Below are 20,083 nucleotides of genomic sequence, written 5' to 3' on the forward strand. Positions count from 1 at the left end.
CGTGGGCGATTGGTCCTGGCGGTGTTCGAGGCCGGTGGGCCCGGATCGTTGCTGGTGCGGACCTGAGGCACTCACCAACCCCACTGCCGCGTCATCACGGGTGCAGGTTGGAGCGTGACCGGTCGGGGCGGTGTCTGCTTGGTGAGTGGCCCAGATCCGCGCCACGGATCCGAACCGTCCCGTGGTGGTGACGTCGGTTCGGTGCGCTGCGCCCGCCGGCGCCGTCCTCGGCCGGGGTGGATCGGAGCTGTGGTCGACGGCGGGGGTCGTCTTTGTGCACCGGATCCGTACGCCGAGGCGGTCGCCGTACGGATCTGGTGCACAAAGTGATCGGCCCGGACGAGGTGTGGCAGCCGGGCTGCTGTGCAGCCGGGCTGCTGTAAAGCTGGGCGGGTGGTGTCCGCTGGCGGGTGGTGTCCGCTGGGATGGGGTTGGGCCAGTCGCTAGCCAACTGCCGGGGCCTCGGACAAGACGTGGTGGGCCGGCACACGTTATTTCGTGTTCACGCCCCCGGGGAGGTGTCCCACCCCACCACGACCGGCCCCAACCCACCGGCCCCAACTCACCGCTTCCAGCTCACCGGCCCCAGCCCACCGGTTCCAGCTCACCGGTTTCAGCTCACCGGTTTCAGCTCACCGGTTTCAGCTCACCGGTTTCAGCTCACCGGTTCCAGCTCACCGGCCCCAGCCCACCGGTTCCAGCTCACCGGTTTCAGCTCACCGGTTTCAGCTCACCGGTTTCAGCTCACCGGTTTCAGCTCACCGGTTCCAGCTCACCGGCCCCAGCCCATCGGTTCCGGTCCCCGCCCGGTGCTGTGTGTCGGCGCGGACATGTCCCGAGCGTCCCCTTTGGTGGGTTGACGTCCGAGATGGTGGGTTGGCGCCCCGGAATCCGGTACGGCAACCCACCACATGGGACGTCAACCCACCAAATGCGCAAGCCGGCCGCCTACCGCCTGAGCGAGGTGCCGAACCGCCGGACGACCGACGAGACCGGGGCAGAGGGGCGGGGACGGGAAATTGTCGGCGGCGGGTCGTACGGTTGGGGGCATGAGACAGGTCTCGGATCTCCAGCGTATGGTCGCCCCGCTGAAGGTGGTGTCCGATTTCGATCCGGCCGGTGACCAGCCGGCCGCGATCGCGGACCTCGAGCGGCGGATCAACGCCGGCGAGCAGGACGTCGTCCTGCTGGGCGCGACCGGCACGGGTAAGACGGCGACGATCGCCTGGCTGGCCGAGAAGATCCAGCGCCCGATGCTGATCCTCCAGCCGAACAAGACGCTCGCCGCCCAGTTCGCGAACGAGTTGCGGCACTTCTTCCCGCAGAACGCGGTCGAGTACTTCGTCTCCTACTACGACTACTACCAGCCGGAGGCGTACGTCCCGCAGACGGACACCTACATCGAGAAGGACTCCTCGATCAACGAGGAGGTCGAGCGGCTGCGGCACTCGGCCACCTGGTCGCTGCTGACCCGCCGCGACGTGGTCGTGGTCGCGACCGTCTCCTGCATCTACGGCCTGGGCTCCGCCGACGAGTACCTGAACCGCATGATCCACGTGAAGGTCGGCACCGAGATGGACCGCGACGGCCTGCTCCGCAAGCTCGTCGGGGTGCAGTACGCGCGGAACGACCTGGCCGGCACCCGGGGCACGTTCCGGGTCCGCGGCGACACGCTCGAGGTCTTCCCGGTCTACCAGGAGCTCGCCGTCCGGGTGGAGTTCTTCGGCGACGAGATCGAGCGGGTGATGACGCTGCACCCGCTGACCGGTGAGGTGATCAGCGAGGAGGACGAGGTCTACATCGGCGCCGCGACGCACTACGTGACCGCGCCGGAGCGGATGGAGCGCGCGATCACCTCGATCGAGGCCGAGCTGGAGGAGCGGCTGGCCGAGCTCGAGCGCGGTGGCCAGTTGCTGGAAGCCCAGCGGCTGCGGATGCGGACGACGTACGACATCGAGATGATGCGTCAGATCGGCACCTGCTCCGGTATCGAGAACTACTCGCGGCACACCGACGGACGCGAGGCCGGTACGGCGCCGCACTGCCTGCTGGACTACTTCCCCGAGGACTTCCTGCTGGTCATCGACGAGTCGCACGTGACCGTGCCGCAGATCGGCGGCATGTACGAGGGCGACATGTCCCGGAAGCGGACGCTGGTCGAGCACGGGTTCCGGCTGCCGTCGGCGATGGACAACCGGCCGCTGCGCTGGGAGGAGTTCCTGGAGCGGATCGGCCAGACGGTCTACCTGTCTGCGACCCCGGGGCAGTACGAGCAGGACAAGTCGGACGGGTACGTCGAGCAGCTGATCCGGCCGACCGGTCTGGTCGACCCCGAGGTGATCGTGAAGCCGACCAAGGGCCAGATCGACGACCTGATCCACGAGATCCGTGGCCGCGTCGAGCGGAACGAGCGGGTCCTGGTCACCACGCTGACGAAGAAGATGTCGGAGGACCTGACCGACTACCTGCTGGAGATGGGCATCCGGACCAGGTATCTGCACAGCGAGGTGGACACCCTGCGCCGGGTCGAGCTGCTCCGCGAGTTGCGGATGGGCGAGTACGACGTACTCGTCGGCATCAACCTGCTGCGTGAGGGTCTCGACCTGCCGGAGGTCTCGCTGGTCGCGATCCTGGACGCGGACAAGGAAGGCTTCCTGCGGTCGGGCCGGTCGCTGATCCAGACCATCGGCCGCGCCGCCCGGAACGTGTCCGGCCAGGTGTTCATGTACGCCGACAAGATCACCCCGTCGATGGAAATGGCGATCGACGAGACGAACCGGCGCCGCGCCAAGCAGATCGCGTACAACGAGGAGCATGGCGTCGACCCGCAGCCGCTGCGGAAGAAGATCGCCGACATCACCGACATGCTCGCCCGCGAGGACGCCGACACCGCCGAGCTGCTCGGTTCGGGGCGGACGCAGTCGCGCGGCAAGGCGCCGGTGCCGGGCGGCGGCAAGGCGAAGGCGGGGGAGAAGGCCAAGGAGCTGGCCGGCGGCCTGCCGTCGTCTGACCTGGCCGACCTCATCCAGCAGCTCACCGACCAGATGCACAACGCGGCGGCCGAGCTGCAGTTCGAGGTCGCGGCCCGCTACCGCGACGAGATCTCCGAGCTCAAGAAGGAGCTCCGCCAGATGACGAACGCGGGGATGAAGTAGCAGGCAGGCTACTGGTTGGGTACGACGGTGTGCTGCGGCGACTCGTCGGCGAACAGGGTGAACACGTCCGGCCGCGAGTAGTGGCCGACGGCATCGAAGTCGAACTTGCTCCGATCCAGGTCGCCGAGATCGAGCTCGGCCACGAGGACACCCTCGCCGCCCCGCAACGGGCCGGCGAGGATCTCGCCGAGCGGGGAGACGATCACGCTGCCGCCGTCGATCAGGACGGTCGCCGGCGCGTCGCCCTGGATCGGGTGGACGTCGTCGGGCAGGTCGGCGCGGGTGAGGTACTGGTTCGCGCCGATCACGAAGCAGCGGCCCTCGAGTGCGACGTGCCGCATGGTCGCCTGCCACTGATCGCGATCGTCCACCGTCGGCGCGCACCAGATCTCGACGCCCTTCGCGTACATGGCCTGGCGGAAGAGCGGCATGTAGTTCTCCCAGCAGATCGCCGCGCCGAGCACACCGAATTCGGTGTGCACCGCCGGCATCGTCGAGCCGTCGCCCTGACCCCAGAGGAAGCGCTCCGCCGCGGTCGGCATCAGCTTGCGGTGGTGCGCCACCAGCCCGTGCCGCGGATCGACGAACACGGCGGTGCAGTAGAGCGTCCCGCCATCGCGCTCGATCACGCCGGCGACGAGGTGAACGCCGAGTTCCGCCGCGAGGTCCGCCAGCCGGGCGATCTCCGGACCGGACAGCTGAACGGCGGCCTCGCGGTAGCGCCGGAAGACGTCACGTCCTTCGGGTGACCGGGAGCCGACCGTCACGCCGAAGTCGAGGCCCTTCGGATAGCCGCCGAGGAACGCCTCGGGCAGCACGATCAGCCGGGCGCCGGCCGCGGCGGCCTCGCGCACGTACCGCTCGGCCTTGGCCAGGGTCGCGGGCGTGTCGAACAGGGTGGAACCCGCCTGTACTGCGGCGACAACAACGGAAGTCATGCCGAGCAGCGTAGTTCTGTCCTCGACGGGGTCTACTGTGCCTCTCAGAGCCACCAGGGGAGGAACCATGTTCGACCACCTGTCCTTGCAATGCGACGACGTGGACGCGAGCCGTCGCTTCTACGAGACGGTCCTGACGCCGCTCGGCATCAGCGTGTCGATGGAGTTCGGCGACGTCCTCGGGCTGTCCGGGCAGGACGGCGTACCGAAGTTCTGGCTGGGGAAGACGACCACCGGGGGAGCTCAGCGGGAGATCCACCTGGCGTTCACGGCCCCCAACCGTGCGACCGTCGACACCGTGTATCGCGCGGTCCGGGAGCTCGGGGCCGAGATCCTGCACGAGCCTCGCGAATGGCCGGAGTACCACGCCGGCTACTACGCGGTCTTCATGCGCGACCCCGACAGCAACAACGTCGAGGTCGTCTCCCACAGCTGAGAGGTGCACGCGATGGCGAGGCTGAGTGGGGACGACATCCTCGCGCACTGCCTGGGCAAGCCGGGTGCCTGGCAGGACGAGCCGTGGGAGGGGGATGTCGTCGCGAAGGTCGGGGACAAGATCTTCGCGTTCCTCGGTGGCGGCGAGGGGGTCGGGCTGAAGTGCGGCGCCAACCGGGACGAGGCGGACGAACTGGTCGACACCTATCCCGGCGACGTCAGCAAGATGGCGTACATCGGGCGCTCGGGGTGGAACACGGTGCGCCTCGGCGGCAGCGTCCCCGACGATGAGATCCTCGAGCTGATCGACGCGTCGTACGAGACGATCGTGGCCAAGTTGCCGAAGAGCAGGCGTCCGAAAGTCGACAACTGATCACTCGGCGCGACTATTCCCCGAACCGGCTGTGATCATTTCGACAGCCGGACACGGTGTCCCGGATTTGGAGACTCGTACGTCCACCCGTCAGAATGGTCGTGGAGAAGGGGAGTATTCCTTCGCGGTGGCATCGTCATCACGGTCAAGGGCTTGTGTCCCGCGCCCGGTGCCCCCGGCCAGGCTCACTCGGTGAGTCCGGCGGAAGAGACCTTCGGAGTCCTGTTTCGTCTGAGCTCCGGAGGTTTTCTGTGCACGTTGCTGACTACGTTTGGTACATCACTGTCGGCGTGCTGCTCGCGTTGCTGGCCTTCGACGTCTTCATCATCGGCCGCCGCCCGCACGAGCCGACCACCCGTGAGTCGGCCACCGCGATCGCGTTCTACATCGGTCTGGCGGTGCTCTTCGGCCTCGGGGTCTGGGTGTTCTCCGGCGGCAACTACGCGGGGGAGTTCTTCGCCGGCTGGCTGACCGAGTACAGCCTGAGTGTCGACAACCTGTTCATCTTCCTGATCATCATGGCCAGGTTCGGGGTGCCGAGGAAATACCAGCAGACCGCGCTGCTGATCGGCATCATCCTGGCGCTGGTCTTCCGCGGCATCTTCATCGCGGTCGGCGCGGCCGCGATCAACGAGTTCTCCTGGATCTTCTACCTGTTCGGCGCGTTCCTGGTCTACACCGCGATCCACCTGGCCAGGCAGGGGGAGAACGACGACGAGGACTTCAAGGAGAACGCGGTCATCCGGTTCGCCAAGAAGCGGCTGAACGCCACCGACGAGTACAACGGTGTCAAGCTCACCATCCTGAAGAACGGCAAGCGACTCGTCACCCCGATGGCGATCGTGATCATCGCGCTCGGTACCACCGACCTGCTGTTCGCGCTCGACTCGATCCCGGCGATCTACGGCCTGACCCAGGAACCGTTCCTGGTCTTCGCCGCGAACGTGTTCGCGCTGATGGGCCTGCGGCAGCTGTACTTCCTGCTCGGCGATCTGCTGAAGCGCCTGGTCTACCTGTCGATCGGCCTGTCGGTCGTGCTCGCCTTCATCGGCGTGAAGCTGGTCCTGCACGCGATGCACGTCAACGAACTCCCGTTCATCAACGGCGGCCACCACATCGACTGGGCCCCCGAGATCCCGATCTGGTTCTCCCTCGGCTTCATCATCATCACCCTCGGCATCACCACCGTCGCCAGCCTCCGCAAGTCCCGCACGCTGGAGGCCGAGGCCGACGGTACGGCGATCACCCCGGAAGCCTCGCCCGCCCCGTCGGAGCCCGAGCTCGACCCGAAAACCAAAGCCGAACTCGACGCGATCCGCCCGCCGGAGCCCCACGAGTCGGACGCCAAGAAGTCCTGATCTGATCTACCCACGTCGCCCTGGACTTTCGGTCCGGGGCCACGCCTCTGTGTCAGTGCCGCGTCAAACAGGGCTGCGGAGGTAATCCGCAGTGCCCCCGAATCCGGCCCGGCGGCCAGGTGCGGGGTTCGCCCCTGATCTGGACCCTTCACGCCAGGTATGCGGGGGGGAACGGTCCAGCTGGGAGGTTCTCCGACCCCCGTGCGGAAGCCAGTGCGGCAACGACCTCGTCGTTCTTTGCGAGGCACCCGAGCGCTCACCCGCACACCGTCCGTCGTACCAGCGATCTGGTGTGGACGGACCGATCCGGGATGTGGTCTGCCCCGAACCGCTGGAGAAGGCGGAGTCCGCTCTTCCGACGGCGGACTGGCGGAGGGATCGAGATCATGCGCGTGCCCGGACTGCACAAGCTCATCCAGCGACCCGGCCGAGACCGGGGACGGCGTCGCCGCGGCCGGCCGGCAGCCCAGAGTCGCTGGCAGCTGGCGGGTTCGGTCGCCGCGGTGGTCACCCTCGCCGCGCTGGCGACAGCGCAGCTTCCCGACCGCCCGCCGGCCGGCGGGTCCGAGCCGGCCGGCCGGTACGACGCGGCCGGCCTGTACGACGCGGCCGGGGCCGCGGAGGCGTCAGCGGCCGATCCGTTCATCGATGACGAGGTGCTGAACGAGTTCGTCAAGCCGGAGCAGCTGGTCGCGGTCCCAGTCGGGCCTGGCCGGGTGGCGAAACTCGTGCAGATGGTGCTCTCCGGTGCGCCGGTGATCAAGACGCTCGGCGAGAGCGAGATCCCCGACGTCGCCGTGCGGGCGTACAAGCAAGCCGAGGCGCGGTTGGCCGTCAGCGATCCCGGCTGCGGAGTGCCGTGGACGTTGCTCGCCGCGATCGGACGAGTGGAGTCCGACCACGGGCGGTTCGGTGGCGCACAGTTGCGCGACGACGGCTCGGCGACCCGGCGGATCCGCGGCATCCCGCTCGACGGCCGGCCGAACGTCGCGCTGATCCGCGACTCCGACGGCGGCGCGCTCGACGGTGACGCCGTGTACGACCGCGCGGTCGGACCGATGCAGTTCATCCCGTCGACCTGGCGCGCGGTGAACGCGGACGGCAACGGCGACGGGTTCGCCGACCCGAACAACATGTTCGACGCCGCGCAAGGCGCCGCCCAGTATCTCTGCACCGGTACGTCGAACCTGCGCGACCGGGCCCGTGCAGCCCAGGCTGTACGGCGCTACAACAACGCCGACTCCTACGTCCGGCTAGTGCTCGCGATGGCCCGGATGTACCAGACCGGCCGAGTAATCGGGCTGCCGTCCACCGGCGAACTCCTCCCCGACGAGACCGACACACCGCTGGCGCTACGCCCGTGGCCGACCACCGCGCCGCCGGCGCTACGCCCCTGGCCCACCGACGCGCCGCCAGCGGTTGGCTCCTGGCCGACCGCCGCGCCGCCGGGGGACACGGTGCTCGCCAAGCCCGCCCCGACGCATCGGACCGAACCTGCGGCGCCACCACGCCCGGTGACCCGCCCGCGGACGACGACCCCGCCGCTCACCCAGCCGAACCCGCTAGCCCCCCGGCCCAGCAAGACCGCCGCCCCCAAACTGCCCGCGACCACCTCCCGGCCGACCATCAACCCGAAGCCATCCGAGCCCAGACCGTCCGAGCCGAAGCCGTCTCAGCCGCGGGCGTCTGAGGCCGGGTCGGCCGGGACTGGATCACCCACGGCGGCACCGTCCGCCGAACCCACCCTGGAGCGGAAGCCGACGACAGCCGCGGTCGGCTGGGCCCCGGCGATGCGCCAAGTAGTCGGCCAGGCCCTTGCCCGACCCGCCTGCCCCCAAGCCCGCACCCCGCAAGCCGGCACCCCCAAAGCCGGCACCCCGCAAGCCGGCACCCCGCAAGCCGGCACCCCGCAAGTCGGCACCCCCAAAGCCCGCACCCCGCAAGCCGGCACCCCGCAACCTGATCAGCGCCCCGGGACCTGCCCCGCCGAGTCGACGGAACCGCCCCTGGCCCGGGACGACAAGAACCGGGAACGGTGCACACCGCAGCACGTGTGCAAGGTCCCAAGCTCCCCGCGTACGCCGGCCAGGCCCGGGCGCTGAGCTACTCAATGGCGCTTGCGGCGGTCCGCCTTCGACTGGGCGCGGCGGCGCTTGCGCTCGCGGCGAGCACGGTCCTGCTCGGTGTCCGTGTGGTGGTGGTCGGTGCCGCTCGGTGACGCTGTGTCTTCGGCGGCCTTCGTGCGGGCGTTGCGGATCAGAACAACGACCACGCAGAGGATCGCCAGCCCCGAGAAAATGAACACGTACCACATGCTGAACCCCTCCCGCTCGCTGTCGATTCTCGGCGGGATCAGCGGTGGGGACCTCATCCGTTGCGGATGGCTGCCGCCGCGGTGAGCCGGGCCACCCAGAGTTCTTCGGCGGGCCACTGCGAGGCCCAGGCGGTGCTGACGATCTCGTAGTACGGGTGGTCGGGTGCGTCCGGTGGGGCGTAGAGCTCGTGCAGGGCTTCGACACTGAAGCCGAAGCGGCGCAGGAGGCGGATCCAGTCGCCGTGCGAGGGGTGGAACTCAGCGCCGCCGCCCGGCCAGCGAATGTGGTAGGCGGTGCGCTGTCCGCGGTGGAGGCTGGCGGTGGCGACGCCCTCGTCCTCTGGCACACAGAGTGCGGACAGCAGGCTGTTGGTGAGGAACACGAGTCGTCCACCGGGCCGCAGTACTCGGGCCGCCTCGGCGAGCCAGCGTTCCGGGTCGCACCACGCGGCGGCGCCGTGTTCGCTGACGACGAGGTCGAAGGAGGCGGTCGCGAGCGGCACGTGCTCAGCATCCGCCTGCACCAGCGGGAACGTGGGTCCGTTACGGCGCTGCAGCGCGCGAGCCGTCCGGAGCTGTTCAGCCGACAGATCCACGGCGACCACGCTGGCGCCGGACCGGGTGAGCCAGGCCGAGCAGTACGCCGTACCGCAGGCCAACTCGAGTACGTCGAGACCGTCGACCTCCCCGAGCACGCCGAGTCGCTGCTCCGGCACCCCGAACAACCCCCACACCATCTCCGGCCTGGACCACAGCCCCTCCGCCGCCGGACCGGTGAAGCGCTCGTTGACCACCGCCCACAGCGCCCGATTCACGGCGATCTCGTCAGCCCGCTTCCCCTCCATCCAGCCAGCGTAGGCGCGAAGCGTGCTGATCAGCTCTGCGAGAGGGCCTGGCGTACGGCGAGGGTCCGGGTGGTCAGTTCGTCGATGGTGATGCGGTCGAATCCTCGGACGGCGCTGCGGACGATGCGATTGCCTTGGGCTGCCAGGTCGGCGGGGACGGCGGACGCGCCGTGGAGGGCGCCGAAGGTGCTGCCGACGGTGGCGGCGTTGGAGTCGGTGTCCCGGCCGGCGGAGACTGACAGGCCGAGAGTACGGCGGTAGTCGCCGTCGCCCCAGAGCAAGGCGATGCTGATGATCGCCGCGTTGTTGAGCGTGTGGACCCAGTTGTAGTCGAGGGCCGAGTCGACCCAGTCGAGGGCTTGCTCAGCGCTGGCGCCGTCGGTGCGCAGCCCGAGGACGGCACGCTGGCTGACGGCCAGCCGCGAGTTCGGCGGGACGACCTCGACGGCGACGCGCAGCGCGTCCGCGGCCGAATCGGCGACGAGTGCTTGGGCGACCAGGGCGGCGGCCCACTGTGCGCCGTACACGCCGTTGGCCGTGTGGGACAACGACGCGTCGACCAGCGCGAGCCGGGCGGCCTCGGCGGGGTCGCCCGGGTTCGCGTAGCCATAGGTGTCGACGCGGATCAGGGCGCCGATCCACTCCCGGTAAGGGTTGCGGACCGTAGCCGTCAGCGGCGGCCGGAGCCCCGCGACAAGGTTGCGGTAGGCGACGCGCTCGGCCGTGTAGGTCTGGGTGAACGGCATCCGGTCCAGCCACTCGCGGGCGACGTCGTCGGTCGTCAGCCCGCGGCCGTACGTCTCCAGCAGGTGGAGCCCGAGCATGGTCCAGTCGATGTCGTCGTCGCGCGGGATCGCGTCGAACCGCCCGTCCGACGCCTCGCCGGCTGACGGGTGCGGGCGGAGCCCGTCGGGTGGTGTCTCCAGATACGGCACGAATCCGGTCAACGGCCACGCATCGGCGGCTCGCAGGTAGGTCTGCACGTCCGCCCGGGACAGACCCTCCACCGGTTTCCCCATGGTGTTGCCGATACAGCGCCCGAGCCACGCGCCGCTGATCCGGTTCGCCAGCGTGTCCTCGTCGACCGGTGCCAGTGGCAACTCCACGGGTGCTGCCGGCGGTTCGTCGTACGGCCAGTCCGCCGGCCGCTCGAGGGCGGCGAGCTCGGTCTCCACCGCGGCGAGCGCGGTCAGGTCGTCGTCAGCGGCAGCCTGCCGGGCTCGAGCCAGCAGGTCCGCGGCGGGACAGCCCGCGCTGACCAGCTGCTCGGCCTCGTCCGGAACCAGGTCGCGCGGATCCAACGCGTTGTGCACAACATCTCCTCCGAAGTGGCGGTCAGAAGCGTGCGGCAGTGACCAACGTGGCTCGGCGGTCGTCGGTCAGGGGTGCGTTCTCGAGCTTCTTCCCTGTCTCGGAGGCGTGCAGCATGCCTTCGGCGGAGACGAAGCCGACGTGATGGACCTGCTGGCCAGGGCGGCCGAAGAAGTAGAGGTCGCCGGGCCGAGCCTCGTCGACAGGGATGTCTTCCATCGCGGCGGCCTGGTCGTGGGCGTCCCGCGGCGTCCGCAGGCCGAGGACGCGCCCGACCGTGTGGATCAGACCAGAGCAGTCCAGTCCGTACGCGGACGTACCACCCCACAGGTATTCGAGGCCGAGGAACATCGACCCCAGCCGGAGCCGGTCCTCCGGAGTCGCCGGGTCCTCGACAGACCGCAGTACGTCGTCCGCCAGCCAGCCGGACCCGTCATCCGGAGTGGCGACCCGCGTGTACCCGTCCGCGTGCTCGATCGACGCCAGCACGGTCCCGAACGACAGCTCGGTCAGCGCGGCACCGCCAGGCTCGGCGGTCAGCGATGCCGTCGGTACGGCGATCGCGACCGGAGCCGAGGCGCTGCCCGGCAACTCACCCAGGTGGCTCGACGGGACCCAGCCCGGGTAGCCCAGCTCGTCCTGGGAGGACGGCTGCCACGGAGCGACGATCTCGGACCAGCCGTCGCGTTCGGAGCGGACCAGCACGGGCTCGGCGAACAACAGCTGGGTCAGGGTCCGGCCGTGCAGGCCGAGGCGGATCTCGGTGTCCATGGACTTGGCCCAGGCGGCCACGTCGGGCCGGGCGGCGGTTGCCGGAGCGTCGATGTCACGCGGCGCATCCGGCGAAGTCCACACGGTACTGACCGGGACTTTGGCGGCGACTAGCTTCATACGGTCAAGCCTGTCACGCCGAGCCCAGGAGCCGCAGGCAGGTGGATCAGCGAGCCTTCATAACGAATGCCGCCGGCCACCGGAGCCTCGCGAAGCCACCACGCCGCGTCCAGGTCGTTGACCGCCGTCGTCGGGTGCGCAGACACCAGCGCGGCCGCCGCACCGACGCCGACATGGCTCTCCATCATCGAGCCGACGATCATGCCCAGACCGTGTTCCCGCGCCAGCTCGAGCAGTGTCCGCGCCGGGCCGAGCCCGCCGCACTTGGCCAGCTTCACGTTGACCAGGTCCGCGGCGCCCTGCCGGATCACGGCCACCAGATCGCGTACGCCGTACACCGACTCGTCGGCGAGGATCGGCGTACCGACCCGATCGGTCACCCACGCCATCCCGTCGAGGTCGGCCGCCACGACGGGCTGCTCCACGAGCTCGATGGCGCAGCCCGCGTCCTCCAGCGCACGGATCGCGGTGACCGCGTCGCGTCGCGACCAGCCCTGGTTGGCGTCCAACCGGAGTGTCGGCCCCGGGCCGATCGCCTCGCGGACCCGCCGGACCCGCTCGACGTCGGCCTTGGCGTCGGTGCCGACCTTGACCTTGAGTACGTCGAAACCGTCCGCGACCCGGGCTCGTCCGGCGGTCGCCAGCGCCTCGGCGTCACCCACGGACAGCGTCACATCGGTGCGTACGACGTCGACCGTCGACCCGAGGAACCCGTGCAGCGTCTGACCGCGACGGCGCGCGGCCAGGTCGTGCAGGGCGACGTCGACGGCCATCTTGGCGCCGAAGTTGCCGGCGGCGGCGTTCTGCACGCGGCGCAGTGCCTCGGTCAGATCGTCCGGGCCGAGACCGTCAAGTGCGGTGGTGATCGGGCCCTCGACGCAGGCTTGGGCGCCGGCGAGCGAGTCGCCGGTCACCTTCCAGACCTGCGGGGCCTCGCCCCAGCCGCTCAGCTCACCGTCGCTGATCTCGACCAGCAACGAGTCAGCGTGCGTCGCCGTTCGCAGAGCCGTCACGAAGGGCGTGTGCAGCGGCGCCGACACCAGGTGCGTCGTGATCTTCACCGGATCGCCTCCAGGTCGTGCCGGTGATTCCAGGCTTCGAGGGCGATCGCGGCGATCAGGTTCTGCGCCTCGGAGTCCGGCAGGTCGGACGTCGTACACACGACCAGCACGAACGGGTCCGCATCCGGGGGCCGGACGATGCCGCCGTCGTGCCGGATCCGGGTGTCCCAGCCGTTCTTGTGCTCGACCCGCGTGCCGGTCGGCAGCAGGGCCGGGATCTCGCCGTTCCACTGGTTGCCGGCCAGGAGGTCCCGCAGGTAGTCGTCCTTCTGGTTGCCGACCGCAACCAGTACGCCGGCGAGTCCGGCCGGGCTCATCGTGTTGCTGATCCCGGCCCGCTGAGCGGCGGCGTCGTCGATCCCGCGCCGGATCGCGCTGTCCCCCGGTCCGTACTCCGCGAGCACCGCGTGGGCGGCGTCGACGCCGACCTGCTCGAGCACGAGGTCGGTCGCCAGGTTGCTGGAGCGGGTGATCATCTCGCTCGCCAGCCAGCCGAGCGGCACCGGCGTACCCAGCTTCGTCCAGGTCGCGGGCGCCTCGTCCTCGTCCGGATTCACCCCGAACCGCCCGCCGGCCGCGGACGCGAAGTCGTTGTGCACGGTCACCGGCTGGTCGAGCGTCAGCTCACCCGCCTCGATCTTCCGCAGCATCGCCATCGCCACCGGCAGCTTCATCGTGCTGGCCGCGTAATGCGTCCGCTCCGCCGCGTGCTCGAACACCGGTACGCCGTCCAGCCGTCCGAGCCAGACCCCGAACTCCCCGCTCCCGTCGACCTCTCGGAGCAGCTCCGCGATTCCCATGCGGATCACCCAATCACAACCCCACCTGGCAGACTGCCGAGGGTGTCCAGGGCTCTCGGCATCCTCCTCGGGTTCGCCGCCGACCGTGTCCTCGGCGACCCGCGCCGCTTCCACCCGGTCGCCGGCTTCGGCCAGGCCGCCGCCCGGCTCGAGTCTCGCTGGTACGACGACTCGCGCGCGGCGGGTACGGCGTACGCGACCGTCCTGGTCGGTACGGCGACCGCCGCCGGAGTCATCGCCGAACGGCTCACCCGGAATCGTCCAATTGTCCACACGATCGTCACCGCGGCCGCGACCTGGACAGTGCTCGGCGCGCGCAGCCTGGAGCGTGAGGCCGAGGTGATGGCCGGGTTGCTCGAGGAGAAGGACATCCCGGCCGCGCGAGACCGCCTCAGCCATCTCTGCGCCCGCGACGCGACCGACCTGGAAGCCGATGAACTCGCTCGCGCGACCGTGGAGTCGATCGCCGAGAACACGTCCGACGCCTGTGTCGCGCCGCTGCTGTGGGGCGGCGTGCTCGGCGTACCCGGGCTGCTCGGTTACCGCGCGGCCAACACGCTGGATGCGATGGTCGGCTACAAGTCGGCGAAGTACCTCAACTTCGGGTGGGCATCGGCGCGGCTGGACGACGTACTCAATCTGCTGCCCGCTCGGGTGTGCGCGTTGCTCACCGGACTCGCGGCGGGGCGGCCGCGGCAAGCGGTGACCGTGTGGCGGCGGGACGCGCCCAAGCATCCGAGTCCGAACGCCGGACCGGTCGAGGCTGCGTTCGCCGGAGCCCTCGATCTGACGCTCGGCGGGACCAACAGCTACGGGTCGTATCAGGAGGACCGTGGCACGCTGGGCAACGGACCCACGCCGGCGGTTGCCGACGTACGCCGTACCGCCGCGCTTGCCCGGCGCGTCGGAGTCGCGGCGGCGGGGGTCGCCGCAATGCTGGCAGTACGGCGGAAAGGGACACGATGGATCTGAGTCGGCGGCCGTTGCGGATCGCGCTGATCCGGCACGGCGAGTCCGAGGCCAACCTGGACAAGACGATCTTCGAGCGCGTCCCCGACCACGCGATCCCGCTCACGCCGCATGGGCACGAGCAGTCGGCCAAGGCGGGGAAGGAGCTGCGGGAGCTGTTCGAGGACGAGCCTGTCCGCGTGTACGTCTCGCCGTACCTGCGAGCCCTGCAGACGCTGGACTCACTCGGCCTGGACGATCTGATCGGCCTCGCCCGCGAGGAGCCGCGGCTGCGGGAGCAGGACTGGGCCAACTACCAGGACACCGCGGACATCGAGCAGCAGAAGGAGCTGCGGAACCGGTACGGGCACTTCTTCTACCGGTTCACGGACGGTGAGTCGGGCGCGGACGTGTACGACCGGGTGTCGTCGTTCCTGGAGACGATGCACCGCGACTTCGAGACCCCGGGGGTTCCGCGCAACGTGCTGCTGGTGTCGCACGGGCTGACCATGCGGTTGTTCTGCATGCGCTGGTTCCACTGGTCGGTGCGGTTCTTCGAGACGCTACGTAACCCGCACAACGCCGAAACACGCGTCCTGCTGCGGCAGCCGGATTTCCAGTACAAGCTGGACCGGCCGTTCGAACAGTGGACGCATCACGAACCGACGGAACGGGAGCGATCGGCATGGTTGTAGAACAGACCCGGGAAGCGGTCCTCGAGCTGCTGGCGAGTCTTTCGTCCGCCCAGCTCGACAAGATCACGGCGGCGTTCGACACGCCGGATCACCACCAATGGACGTATCTGCCCGGTGCCGTTCCGGGCCTGCCGCTGCACGAGCTGTCGGCGGCGCAGGAGGCTCTCGTCGTGCGCCTGCTCGGGCTCGTCTACAGCGAGCGCGGTCTGGCCGATTTCCGCGGGGTGATGGCGGCCGAGATCATCGTCCGCGGCCTCGCTGATCCGATGGAGGTCGCGGAGGTCGGCGGCTGGGCCGGTTCGACGGTCGGCGATCGCTACTACCTCCGCGTGCTCGGAGACCCGGCCGGGGCCGGGCCGTGGGCGTGGCGGCTGAACGGTCACCATCTCGCGCTGCACGTCACGCTCGTCGACGGCGCCATCTCGTTCACCCCGCAGTTCTTCGGCTCGAACCCGGCGGAGGTCCGCACCGGCCCGCACGCCGGGCGACGGTTCCTCGCCGCGGAGCAGGACCTCGGCTTCCAGCTCCTGCACGCGCTCGAGCCGGCCCAGCTGTCCGTCGCGCTGGTCTCCGACGCGGCGCCGGACGACATCCTGACCCGGCACGATCCGGTCGCCGACGCATCCCTGCTGCACCGCGGGCTCGCGTACGGCGACATGACACCGGAGCAACGGCAACTCCTGAGCCTCCTCATCGGCCAGTACGTCGGCCGCGCCGCCGGACCGATCGGGCTGCAGACCTGGCAGGACATCACCGACCAAGGCATCGAACGCCTCACCTTCGCGTGGGCCGGCGAGACCGAACCCGGCGTCGGCCACCGGCACTACTACTCGATCGCCGGCCCCACCTTCCTCGCCGAGTACGACAACACCCAGGACAACGCCAACCACATCCACTCCGTCTGGCGAGACCTCCGCAACGACTGGGCCACCGACCTCCTCGCCGCCCACTACGCAATGCATCGCTGAGGCCGGACCGCCAGGCCATCACAACTGCCGCCCGCAAGGTGTCGCGTCGCTCACGTGCGCCCGGTCGCGCCGATTGTGATGGCCTGGCGGTCCACGCCGTCCGATAGAGTCACGGAGTCAATCGACGGCATCAGCAGGAACCCGGTGTGAGTCCGGGACGGTCCCGCCACTGTGAATCCCTCGCACCCGAGGGGGAGTCAGGAACTGCCGCCGTCGTACCTCCGGTCGGGGCGTGGACACCCCGAGGAAGGACCGGTTACGCGTGCCCGCGAACCTGTTGCTGCTCTCCACCGCCGACACCGACCTGCTCGCCGCCGCCGAGGCGGCCGCCGGCTGGACGGTCGCGAACCCGGCCCGGCTCGACCTCGACGGCCTGGCGCCGTTGCTCGCCGCCGCCGAGGTCGTGGTGGTCCGTCTGCTCGGCGGACGCCGCGCCTGGGAGGAAGGTCTCGACGCGGTCATCGCGTCCGGCAAGCCGGCCGTCGTGGTCAGCGGTGAGGCCGCACCCGACGCCGAGCTGATGTCGCTGTCGACCGTGCCTGCCGGCGCGGTGACCGAGGCGCTCGCCTACCTCCGGGAGGGCGGTTCCGAGAACCTGCGCAACCTGGCCGCCTTCCTGCGCGACACACTGCTCCTGACCGGCGACGAATTCGAGCCGTCGCGCGCACTCCCGGCGTACGGAGTCCGCGGGACGTACGTCGAGGACGACCGGCCGGTGGTCGGGATCGTCTACTACCGCGCGCACGAAATCTCCGGGAACACCGCGTTCGTCGACACACTGGCCGCTGCGGTCGAGGCGGCGGGTGCGCAGCCGCTGCCCGTGTACTGCGGGACCCTGCGTGGACTGGATGCGACGTCGTCCGAGAATGCCGGACTGTTCGACCTGCTGCGCAAGTGTGACGTCCTGGTGACGACTCTGCTCGCCGCGGGGGGATCCGTCGCGGCCAACGCGAGCGCCGGCGGTTCCGACGACTCCTGGGATGCCGGGGCGCTCGCCTCGCTCGACATCCCGCTGATCCAGGGCCTCGCGCTGACGTCGACCCGTGAGCAGTGGCTGGCCAGTGACGCCGCGGTCAGCCCGCTCGACGCCGCCACTCAGGTCGCGATCCCGGAGTTCGACGGGCGACTGATCACGATCCCGTTCTCCTTCAAGTCGTACGACGCCGACGGGCTGGCCCGATACGCGCCGGACCCGGAGCGGTGCGCCCGGCTGGCCGGGATCGCGGTCGCGCACGCCCGCCTCCGCCACGTACCGGCTCACGACAAACGGCTGGCTCTCGTGTTGTCGTCGTACCCGACCAAGCACGCGCGGATCGGGAACGCGGTCGGTCTCGACACACCGGCGTCGGCCGTGGTCCTGCTCGGTCAACTCCAAGACGCCGGGTACGACCTCGGCGACCTCGATCTCAGTGAGCTCCAGGGGCCGGACGGCGCCGACGGGTTGATCCATCGGCTCATCGCCGCGGGTGGCCACGACGTCGACTGGCTGACCGACGAGCAGTTGGCGAACGCCGTCGCGAAGGTCCCGCTCAGCATCTACGAGCAGTGGTTCGGGCGAGTGCCGGAATCGTTGCGTGCGGCAATGACCGAGGCGTGGGGCGAGGCGCCGGGCCAGCTGTACGTCGACACGTCCGGCGACGAGCCCGCGGTGGCCCTGGCCGCGTTGCGTTTCGGGAACGTCGTGCTGATGATCCAGCCGCCGCGTGGCTTCGGCGAGAGCCCGGTGGCGATCTACCACGATCCGGACATGGCCCCGTCGCATCACTACCTGGCGGCGTACCGCTGGCTCGAGGCCCCGGCCGAGGAGGGCGGCTTCGGCGCGCACGCCGTCGTCCACCTGGGCAAGCACGGGACGCTCGAATGGCTGCCGGGCAAGGGGATCGGGATGGCGGCCGACTGTGCGCCGGACGCCGTCCTGGGGAATCTGCCGATGGTCTACCCGTTCATCGTCAATGACCCCGGCGAGGGGACGCAGGCCAAGCGGCGCGCGCACGCGACCGTCGTCGACCACCTGGTGCCGCCGATGGCCCGGGCCGAGACGTACGGCGACATGGCGAAGCTGGAGTACCTGCTCGACGAGTACGCGACCGTGTCGGCGCTGGATCCGGAGAAGGTGCCGACCCTGCGGGCGCAGATCTGGACGCTGATCCAGGCGGCGCAGCTGCACCATGATCTGCACACGGACGAGAAGCCGGACGACGCGGAGTTCGACGAGTTCGTCCTGCATCTCGACGGGTATCTGTGCGAGATCAAGGACGTACAGATCCGCGACGGGCTGCACATCCTCGGCGGTGCGCCGGCCGGCGAGGCGCGGGTCAACCTGGTGCTCGCCGTACTGCGGGCTCGTCAGCTGTGGGGTGGTTCGTACTCGATCCCCGGTCTGCGGACCGCGCTGGGGGAGACGTTCGGCGTGGACGAGGCCGAGCTGCTCGCGAACCCGGGACGAGCCGCGGACCTGGCCGACCTCGCAACGCTGGCCGATCTGCCGGCGGTGAGCGGCGCCGATGGAGTGGATCTGCTCGAGGCGGTCGCGCGCAAGCTCGTCGTGGCGATGGAGACCCTGAGCTGGGACGCCGCGAAGGTCCCGGTCGTCGTGACCGAGGTGCTCGGGCGGTCGTCGGCTCAGGTCGAGTCGTCCCTTACCTTCGCCGCCGAGGAGGTCGTGCCGCGGCTCGCACGGACTGGTGACGAGCTGACCAACGTCCTTCGCGCGCTGGACGGCCGCTTCGTCGAGGCCGGACCGTCGGGCTCGCCGACGCGTGGTCTGGTCAACGTGCTGCCGACCGGCCGCAACTTCTACGCCGTCGACCCGAAGGCGATCCCGAGCCGCAACGCGTGGGACGTCGGCGTCGCGCTGGCCGACTCGCTCCTCGCCCGGCACCAGGCCGAGACAGGGGAGTGGCCGCGATCGGTCGGCCTGACCATCTGGGGTACGTCGGCCATGCGTACCCAGGGCGACGATCTCGCCGAGGTGTTGTGGCTGCTCGGCTGCCGCCCGGTCTGGGACGAGGCGTCGCGGCGCGTCACCGGCTTCGAGTTGGTCGGTCTTGAGGACCTCGGCCGGCCGCGGATCGACGTGACGATCCGGATCTCCGGCTTCTTCCGGGACGCGTTCCCGCACGTGGTCGCCTTGCTCGACGAGGCCGTGCGGACGGTCGCCGCCCTGGATGAGGATGCGGCCGGCAACTACCTGCGCGCGCACGTCGACGCCGATGTTGCTGCGGGCAACGACGTACGTTCCGCCACCGCACGGGTCTTCGGCTCCAAGCCCGGCTCGTACGGCGCCGGACTGCTGCCGCTCGTGGACGCGCGGAACTGGCGCACCGACGCCGAGCTGGCCGAGGTGTACGCGGTCTGGGGCGGGTACGCGTACGGCAAGGATCTTGACGGGGCCGAGGCGCGCGGCTCGATGGAACGCGCGTACGCCCGGATCCAGGTGGCGGCGAAGAACGCCGACACTCGTGAGCACGACATCATGGACTCCGACGACTACTTCCAGTACCACGGCGGCATGATCGCGATGGTCCGCCACCTGACCGGATCCAATCCGAAGGCTTACGTGGGGGATTCCGCCGTACCGGCGCAGGTTCGGACGCGGACGCTGGAGGAGGAGACGAAGCGGGTCTTCCGGGCCCGGGTGGTGAACCCGCGGTGGATGGCGGCGATGCGGCGGCACGGGTACAAGGGCGCCTTCGAGATGGCCGCGACGGTGGACTACCTCTTCGGGTACGACGCGACCGCGGGCGTGGTGGACAACTGGATGTACGAGACGCTGACCACCGAGTACGTCGCCGATCCCGAGATGGCCGAATTCTTCCGGAAGTCGAACCCGTGGGCGCGGCACGGGATCGCGGAGCGGCTGCTCGAGGCGGCGCAGCGCGGTCTGTGGTCGGCTCCGACCGACGAGGCCCTCGAGACGCTGCGCAGTGCGGTCCTTGAGACGGAAGGTGACATCGAGGATCGAGGCTGAGGCTGTGTGATTGGGTAGTGG

16 protein-coding genes, 1 pseudogene and 1 riboswitch are annotated in these 20,083 nt (G+C 69.8%); of the genes and pseudogenes, 9 read left to right on the forward strand and 8 right to left on the reverse strand.

Going from position 1 to position 20,083, the window contains the following annotated elements:
• Positions 1–1,049: 1,049 nt before the first annotated feature.
• Complete coding sequence (gene uvrB / locus OG558_RS30595) at positions 1,050–3,155, forward strand: excinuclease ABC subunit UvrB (protein ID WP_405066069.1); 2,106 nt, start codon at positions 1,050–1,052, stop codon at positions 3,153–3,155.
• Between the two features lie 8 nt (positions 3,156–3,163).
• Here the strand turns inward: uvrB and OG558_RS30600 are convergent, their stop codons facing one another.
• Positions 3,164–4,093: a nitrilase-related carbon-nitrogen hydrolase gene (locus tag OG558_RS30600; RefSeq protein WP_405066070.1), complete on the reverse strand. Its 930-nt coding sequence runs from the start codon at positions 4,091–4,093 to the stop codon at positions 3,164–3,166.
• Positions 4,094–4,160: 67 nt separating this feature from the next.
• On the opposite strand from OG558_RS30600, the gene OG558_RS30605 reads away from it, so the two are divergent.
• From OG558_RS30605 to OG558_RS30620, 4 genes and pseudogenes are all read left to right on the forward strand, one after another.
• On the forward strand, positions 4,161–4,529 hold the full coding sequence (locus tag OG558_RS30605) for a VOC family protein (RefSeq protein ID WP_405066071.1): 369 nt from the start codon (positions 4,161–4,163) through the stop codon (positions 4,527–4,529).
• Positions 4,530–4,541: 12 nt separating this feature from the next.
• Positions 4,542–4,901 carry an MmcQ/YjbR family DNA-binding protein gene (locus OG558_RS30610; protein ID WP_405066072.1) on the forward strand — a complete coding sequence of 120 codons (360 nt, stop codon included), beginning with the start codon at positions 4,542–4,544 and terminating at the stop codon, positions 4,899–4,901.
• Between the two features lie 251 nt (positions 4,902–5,152).
• Positions 5,153–6,259: a TerC family protein gene (locus tag OG558_RS30615; protein ID WP_405066073.1), complete on the forward strand. Its 1,107-nt coding sequence runs from the start codon at positions 5,153–5,155 to the stop codon at positions 6,257–6,259.
• A 1,058-nt stretch (positions 6,260–7,317) separates the two neighbouring features.
• Positions 7,318–7,416, forward strand: a pseudogene (locus OG558_RS30620) (lytic murein transglycosylase); the annotation flags it as partial.
• A 469-nt stretch (positions 7,417–7,885) separates the two neighbouring features.
• Here OG558_RS30620 and OG558_RS30625 read toward each other — a convergent pair.
• From OG558_RS30625 to OG558_RS30655, 7 genes are all read right to left on the reverse strand, one after another.
• Positions 7,886–8,302: a pentapeptide repeat-containing protein gene (locus OG558_RS30625; RefSeq protein ID WP_405072237.1), complete on the reverse strand. Its 417-nt coding sequence runs from the start codon at positions 8,300–8,302 to the stop codon at positions 7,886–7,888.
• 64 nt (positions 8,303–8,366) lie between these two features.
• Entirely contained in the window at positions 8,367–8,630 is a 264-nt protein-coding gene (locus tag OG558_RS30630; protein ID WP_405066074.1) for a hypothetical protein, read from the reverse strand.
• A complete protein-coding gene (locus OG558_RS30635; protein WP_405066075.1) occupies positions 8,627–9,418 on the reverse strand; it encodes a class I SAM-dependent methyltransferase in 792 nt (263 codons plus the stop codon). Before OG558_RS30635 ends, OG558_RS30630 begins: the two co-directional genes overlap by 4 nt.
• Positions 9,419–9,447: 29 nt before the next feature.
• Positions 9,448–10,731: an ADP-ribosylglycohydrolase family protein gene (locus OG558_RS30640; RefSeq protein ID WP_405066076.1), complete on the reverse strand. Its 1,284-nt coding sequence runs from the start codon at positions 10,729–10,731 to the stop codon at positions 9,448–9,450.
• 22 nt (positions 10,732–10,753) lie between these two features.
• Positions 10,754–11,620, reverse strand: a complete 867-nt coding sequence (locus OG558_RS30645; RefSeq protein WP_405066077.1) for an NlpC/P60 family protein — start codon at positions 11,618–11,620, stop codon at positions 10,754–10,756.
• The gene (locus OG558_RS30650) at positions 11,617–12,681 is read right to left on the reverse strand and encodes a mandelate racemase/muconate lactonizing enzyme family protein (RefSeq protein ID WP_405066078.1); all 1,065 of its coding nucleotides are present in this window, start codon (positions 12,679–12,681) and stop codon (positions 11,617–11,619) included. The genes OG558_RS30645 and OG558_RS30650 overlap by 4 nt, the downstream gene beginning before the upstream one ends.
• Positions 12,678–13,481 (reverse strand): serine hydrolase, encoded by an 804-nt coding sequence (locus OG558_RS30655; RefSeq protein WP_405066079.1) that lies wholly within the window; start codon positions 13,479–13,481, stop codon positions 12,678–12,680. The genes OG558_RS30650 and OG558_RS30655 overlap by 4 nt, the downstream gene beginning before the upstream one ends.
• A 42-nt stretch (positions 13,482–13,523) precedes the next feature.
• On the opposite strand from OG558_RS30655, the gene OG558_RS30660 reads away from it, so the two are divergent.
• The 4 genes from OG558_RS30660 (at position 13,524) to cobN (ending at position 20,062) form a co-directional block, all read left to right on the forward strand.
• The gene (locus OG558_RS30660) at positions 13,524–14,453 is read left to right on the forward strand and encodes a cobalamin biosynthesis protein (protein WP_405066080.1); all 930 of its coding nucleotides are present in this window, start codon (positions 13,524–13,526) and stop codon (positions 14,451–14,453) included.
• Entirely contained in the window at positions 14,444–15,124 is a 681-nt protein-coding gene (locus OG558_RS30665; protein WP_329476083.1) for a phosphoglycerate mutase family protein, read from the forward strand. Before OG558_RS30660 ends, OG558_RS30665 begins: the two co-directional genes overlap by 10 nt.
• A complete protein-coding gene (locus OG558_RS30670; RefSeq protein ID WP_405066081.1) occupies positions 15,115–16,092 on the forward strand; it encodes a DUF3500 domain-containing protein in 978 nt (325 codons plus the stop codon). Before OG558_RS30665 ends, OG558_RS30670 begins: the two co-directional genes overlap by 10 nt.
• A 70-nt stretch (positions 16,093–16,162) precedes the next feature.
• Positions 16,163–16,319, forward strand: a riboswitch (cobalamin riboswitch).
• A 35-nt stretch (positions 16,320–16,354) separates the two neighbouring features.
• Positions 16,355–20,062: a cobaltochelatase subunit CobN gene (gene cobN / locus OG558_RS30675; RefSeq protein ID WP_405066082.1), complete on the forward strand. Its 3,708-nt coding sequence runs from the start codon at positions 16,355–16,357 to the stop codon at positions 20,060–20,062.
• Positions 20,063–20,083 lie beyond the last annotated feature (21 nt).

The sequence above is a fragment of the Kribbella sp. NBC_01510 genome (genome assembly GCF_045040325.1).
Classification (GTDB): Bacteria; Actinomycetota; Actinomycetes; order Propionibacteriales; family Kribbellaceae; genus Kribbella.